Annotated in this window: 8 protein-coding genes; 5 read left to right on the forward strand and 3 right to left on the reverse strand. The window is 67.8% G+C overall.

Translation table 11 applies throughout. The features are described 5' to 3' along the window. Nucleotides 1-649, reverse strand: a 649-nt coding sequence (locus tag HC022_RS18650; protein WP_167453423.1) for a tRNA-dihydrouridine synthase, incomplete at its 3' end; no start/stop codon positions are given. A 177-nt stretch (nucleotides 650-826) separates the two neighbouring features. On the opposite strand from HC022_RS18650, the gene HC022_RS18655 reads away from it, so the two are divergent. The 3 genes from HC022_RS18655 to HC022_RS18665 are packed head-to-tail and all read left to right on the forward strand — an operon-like array spanning nucleotide 827 to nucleotide 2918. Beyond that, nucleotides 827-1960: a bifunctional 2-C-methyl-D-erythritol 4-phosphate cytidylyltransferase/2-C-methyl-D-erythritol 2,4-cyclodiphosphate synthase gene (locus HC022_RS18655; protein ID WP_167453424.1), complete on the forward strand. Its 1134-nt coding sequence runs from the start codon at nucleotides 827-829 to the stop codon at nucleotides 1958-1960. Further along, nucleotides 1957-2442 carry a phosphatidylglycerophosphatase A gene (locus HC022_RS18660; RefSeq protein WP_167453425.1) on the forward strand — a complete coding sequence of 162 codons (486 nt, stop codon included), beginning with the start codon at nucleotides 1957-1959 and terminating at the stop codon, nucleotides 2440-2442. The genes HC022_RS18655 and HC022_RS18660 overlap by 4 nt, the downstream gene beginning before the upstream one ends. After that, entirely contained in the window at nucleotides 2439-2918 is a 480-nt protein-coding gene (locus tag HC022_RS18665; protein ID WP_167453426.1) for a CinA family protein, read from the forward strand. Before HC022_RS18660 ends, HC022_RS18665 begins: the two co-directional genes overlap by 4 nt. A gap of 3 nt (nucleotides 2919-2921) precedes the next feature. On the opposite strand, the gene HC022_RS18670 is transcribed toward HC022_RS18665, so the two are convergent. Beyond that, entirely contained in the window at nucleotides 2922-3230 is a 309-nt protein-coding gene (locus HC022_RS18670) for a hypothetical protein (protein ID WP_167453427.1), read from the reverse strand. A gap of 112 nt (nucleotides 3231-3342) precedes the next feature. Beyond that, the gene (locus tag HC022_RS18675; RefSeq protein ID WP_167453428.1) at nucleotides 3343-3798 is read right to left on the reverse strand and encodes a type II toxin-antitoxin system RatA family toxin; all 456 of its coding nucleotides are present in this window, start codon (nucleotides 3796-3798) and stop codon (nucleotides 3343-3345) included. A gap of 85 nt (nucleotides 3799-3883) precedes the next feature. On the opposite strand from HC022_RS18675, the gene hpt reads away from it, so the two are divergent. Then, nucleotides 3884-4429: a hypoxanthine phosphoribosyltransferase gene (gene hpt, locus HC022_RS18680; protein ID WP_040384332.1), complete on the forward strand. Its 546-nt coding sequence runs from the start codon at nucleotides 3884-3886 to the stop codon at nucleotides 4427-4429. 394 nt (nucleotides 4430-4823) lie between these two features. Next, the coding region (locus tag HC022_RS18685; protein WP_167453429.1) for a cytochrome c at nucleotides 4824-5246 on the forward strand (423 nt) is incomplete at its 3' end.

Raw genomic sequence — 5246 nt, forward strand, 5'->3', positions numbered from 1 at the left:
GGCGCAGCGCCTCGCGTGCGGTGGCGGCGTCGGTGATGTCGCCATTGGCCACGACGGGCACCGAGACCGCGTCCTTGACGGCGCGGATCGCGGCCCAGTCGGCACGGCCCTTGTAGAACTGGCAGCGGGTGCGGCCGTGGATGACGATCATGCGCACACCGGCGGCCTCGGCACGGCGGGCGAGTTCGGGCGCGTTCAGGCTGCCGTCGTCCCAGCCAAGGCGGGTTTTGAGCGTGACCGGCACGTCCACCGCCCCCACCACGGCCTCGATCAGCCGCAGCGCGTGGTCGGGTTCGCGCATCAGCGCCGAGCCCGAGTAGCCGCCCGTCACCTTCTTGGCCGGGCAGCCCATGTTGATGTCGATGACGCGGGCGCCCATGTCGGCGACCATGCGCGCCGCCTCGGCCATCGGCCCGGGTGCGCGACCGGCCAGCTGGACCGAGGTGTTGGCGATACCGGCGCCCAGTTCGGCCTTCTCGCGGGTGCCCGGACGCGCGGTGAGAAACTCGCCGCTAGCGATCATCTCGGACACGACGAGGCCGGCGCCCCAGCGCGCAACCAGAGAGCGAAACGGTAAGTCGGTGATTCCCGCCAGCGGTGCCAGCAGAACAGGAGGAGAGATTGCCTTGTCTCCCAGGGAGAGTGTCAAGCGCCTATTCCTTGTGCAGATGCTTGGGAGGTAACCTGCCCCCGCGGCGCTTTCAATCGTTCAAGCGCCTTTACGCCCCTTGATATCGCAGCTTGCACAATAATTCATCAAGACACCACATCGCATTGCGCCGCCCTGGTGCAGCGCCTAGAGAGGCCGCGAAGGAAAACGAGGCACATGACAACAGCCGCGATCATCGTCGCCGCAGGCCGCGGCACCCGCGCCGGAGGCGAGTTGCCGAAGCAATGGCGCGACGTCTCCGGCAAGCCGGTGGCGCGCTGGACGCTCGAGGCCTTCGCCCATCTTCCGCGCATCGTGATGGTGATTCACCCCGACGACCGGGCCCGGGCCGAGGCGCTTTGCGGCGCCCTGCCGGTGACGCTGGTCGAGGGCGCCACGGACCGGGCGGGCTCGGTCCGCGCGGGCCTCGCGGCGCTGGCCGACGTGCCGCCCGAGCGCGTGCTGATCCATGACGTGGCCCGGCCCTGCGTGTCGCGCGGCGTGATCGACGCCGTCGAGGCGGCGCTCGCCACCCTGCCCGGCGCCGCCCCCGCGCTTGCGGTCACCGACGCGCTCTGGACCGGGGCCGAGGACCGCGTCACCGGCACCCGCGACCGCGGCGGGCTCTACCGCGCCCAGACCCCGCAGGGCTTCCGCTACGCCGAGATCGCCGCCGCCCATGCCGCCCATCCCGGCGGCGCCGCCGACGATGTCGAGGTCGCCCGCGCGGCGGGGCTGGATGTGGCGATCGTTCCGGGCGAGGAACGCAATCTCAAGATCACCGCGCCGGACGATTTCGACCGCGCCGCGGCATTGCTGACGGAGGGACGAATGGATATCCGGCTGGGCAACGGCTACGACGTACACCGCTTCGGCGAGGGCGACCACGTGGTGCTCTGCGGCATCAAGGTGCCGCACGGGCGCGGGCTGCAGGGACATTCCGACGCGGATGTCGGCATGCACGCGGTCACCGACGCGCTCTACGGCGCCATGGCCGAGGGCGACATCGGTCGCCATTTCCCGCCGAGCGACCCGCAATGGAAGGGCGCCGCCTCCGAGATCTTCCTCCGCCACGCGGTCGAGCTGGCGCGCTCCAAGGGTTTCACCATCTCGAACATCGACCTCACGCTGGTCTGCGAGCGCCCGAAGATCGGCCCGCATGCTGCTGTGATGACAGCAGAAATGTCCCGCATCATGGGCATGGACGCGGAGCGGGTGTCGATCAAGGCCACGACCTCCGAACGGCTCGGGTTCACCGGCCGCGAGGAAGGCATCGCCGCCATCGCAACCGCCACGCTGGTGAAGCCATGAAAGCCATCGCATCGTTCTTCTACGTGGGCTTCCTGAAGCCCGCCCCCGGCACCTGGGGCTCGCTCGCGGCGCTGCCCGTGGCCTACGGCATCCTGCTGATCGGGGGCTTCTGGCTGCTGCTTGCGGCCACCGTCGCGGCCTTCGTACTGGGCTACATCGCCACCCGCTCGATCACCGCCACCGGCGAGGATCACGACCCGTCGTGGATCGTCATCGACGAGGTCGTAGGCCAGTGGATCGCCCTCTTCCCAGTGGCTTACGGGGCGATGATGATGTCGGTCGATATCTGGCGGCTCTACCCCGGCTGGATCACCGGCTTCCTGTTCTTCCGGCTCTTCGACATCTGGAAACCGTGGCTCGTGGGCCAGGCCGACCGGCGCGGCGATGCCATGGGCGTGATGCTGGACGACGTGATCGCGGGCGTGTTTTCTGCTATCGTCTCCATCATCCTCGCCGCCATCGCACATGGAGTCCTCATGTGACCGAAGTTCTGTCCCGCGACATCCTGCAGCACGCCCGCGAGCGCGGCGTCACCCTCACCACTGCCGAAAGCTGCACCGGCGGCATGGTCTCGGCCGCGATCACCGACGTTGCGGGCTCGTCCGACATCTTCCACCGCGGCTTCGTCACCTATTCCAACGCCGCCAAGCAGGAGATGCTGGGCGTGCGCTCGGAGACGCTCGAGGTGCATGGCGCCGTGTCCGAGGAAGTGGCGCGCGAGATGGCCGAGGGCGCCCGCAAGGCGGCTGAGGCGGACCTTGCGGTGGCGATCTCGGGCATCGCCGGCCCCGGCGGCTCGGAGCACAAGCCCGAGGGCCGCGTCTGCTTTGCGCTGGCAAACAGCACCGAGACCATCACCGAGACGAAGGACTTCGGCGCGCTCGGCCGCGGCAACGTCCGCGCCGCCGCGACACATCACGCGCTGGAACTGCTGCGCAGCGCGCTCTCCGACGACTGAGCCTCAGGCGGCGAGCGCCTGCGTCGCAGTGCGATAGGAGGCCGCCGCCCCTGCCGAGGTCGGCGTCGGCGCCAGAGATTTCGAGAAAACGGCGGTCTGGATCGCCTTCGCCTGCTGCATGCGGGTCGCCGTATCAGGCACCCGGCTGCGCGCTTCCATCGCGGCGCCCTCGGAGGTTTCCTTGGCACGCTCGGGCTTCGGCGCCATGGCCTCGTCCGAGCTCTGCGGTATCGGCTCCGCCCGGATGATCTCGATCCTGGGGGCGTGCTGCGCCAGCGACGGGCTGGCAGCGATGTTGGGGCTCTGCATCATTGACCCTCTGCGGTGTCACATTCGTCACCGCAGCTGATGTTTCCGAAATTTGTCTAAAATCTGACGGACCGCTGGGAACCGGGGGGCGTGGTTACCCCCGTGTTCAGACAGCTCATCTCTGCGCGCCGTAGAGCTCGGCCGCGCGCCGCTCGAAGGCGCGCACGATGCGCTGCATCGCCTCGTAGAAGAACATCCCCGCAGCGCCCTGCAGGATCCGGTTCTTGAACTCGAAATCGACGAAGAAATGCACGTCGACGCCGCCCTCTGCCTTGTCCTCGAAATGCCATTTCGAGATCATGTGGCGGAACGGGCCATCGAGATACTCGGTGTCGATGCGCTTGTCCTCCGGCCACAGGGTCACCCGGCTGCCGAAGCGTTCGCGGAACACCTTGAACGAGATCACCAGATCCGCGTGCATCACCTCGTGGTCGCCCTTGTCCTCGCGCGAGCGGATGCGGGCAGCGGCGGTCCAGGGCAGGAACTTCGGATAAGACGCGACATCGGCCACGAGGTCGTACATCTGCTGGGCCGAATACGGCAGGTGCTTGGTCTCGGAATGGGTAGGCATGTCGGTCTTTCTAGCGTCTGTTTATCGCGTGACAATGGTTGAGCGTTTCTTCATATGCTGGGCCCGGCTTTTCAAGGGGGATGCCATGACTGAGCGGCCTTATGTCGTAGACGAGATGATCTCCGCCAAGGCGATCGCCGCCCGCATCGAGGCGCTGGCCCGCGAGATCGACCGCGAGTTCCGCGACACCGAGAAGCTGGTGGTCGTGGGTCTGCTGCGCGGCAGCTTCGTCTTCATCGCCGACCTGGTGCGGGAACTCGACCTGCCCGTCGAGGTGGATTTCCTCGAGGCTTCCTCCTACGGCGACGGCATGGAAAGCTCGCGCGAGGTGCGCATCCTCAAGGACCTGCGCTCGCCCATCGAGGGCCGCGACGTGCTGGTGGTCGAGGACATCGTAGACACCGGCTTCACCCTGAGCCACGTGCTGCGGCTGCTGCAGTCGCGCGAGCCCCGCAAGCTGCGCACCATCGCGCTGCTGGACAAGCCGGCGCGGCGCGAGGTGGCGCTCAAGGCCGACTGGACCGGGTTCGAGATCCCCGACGAGTTCGTGGTCGGCTACGGCATCGACTTCGCGCAGCGCAACCGCAACCTGCCCTTCATCGGCAAGGTCCGCTTCCCCGACGACGCCTGACATCCGGCAAAGCACCGGTGGGTGATCCCTGGTGCGCCCCGCGCCGTCCTGTGCCCTCGGGGTTATGCCGGACGGGCTCGCGATGTCCTGACGTTCGTTCACGAATAAGCGAGCATTCGCCAAGCAGGACAACCACGGGCTGTCAGCTCCGCCCGCAGATGCGCGTCAGGATTGACGCGCAAGCTACTGAAAACACGTCAATTCCCCGACAGATCCCGCGACCTACATACTCCGCCCGCCGCACCCGCCGCTTTCCGCTGCGGAAATTAGGTGATTGTCACATCACGGCGTGGCGGCAAGTCTAGGCTCGTCTCGTCCGGGGGCCTGTCGGCGCCGGGACGATCTGCCTGCTAGCCACCCTAGCCTCACGCGAAAACGTCACAGGGAGAATTCCATGATCCGCATGTCCACCGGCCTCGCCGTCCTTGCCATCTGCGCCGCCGGCGCCGCCGCCGCGCAGGATGCCACCGCCCAGCTCAAGGCACGTCAGGGCCAGTTCTGCATCCTCGCCATCAACCTCGGCATTCTCGGCGACATGGCGCAGGGCAAGACCGAGTACGACGCCGAGGCCGCGCAGGCGGCGGCCGACTCGCTGGTGGGCGTGTCGATGGTGAACCAGGCACCGCTCTGGCCCGAGGGCAGCTCGGAGATGGACATAGACAACACCCGCGCGAAAGCCGAGATCTGGGACGACTTCGACGATTTCGCCTCGAAATGGGGCGCCCTGGGCGAGGCCGCGGCCTCGATGCAGACCGTCGCGGGCAACGGCGCCGAGGCGCTCGGCCCGGCGATGGGCGGTCTCGGCGGCGCCTGCAAG

Origin of the sequence: Salipiger sp. HF18, assembly GCF_011806505.1 — a bacterium.
GTDB classification, from domain to species: Bacteria; Pseudomonadota; Alphaproteobacteria; order Rhodobacterales; family Rhodobacteraceae; genus Salipiger; species Salipiger thiooxidans.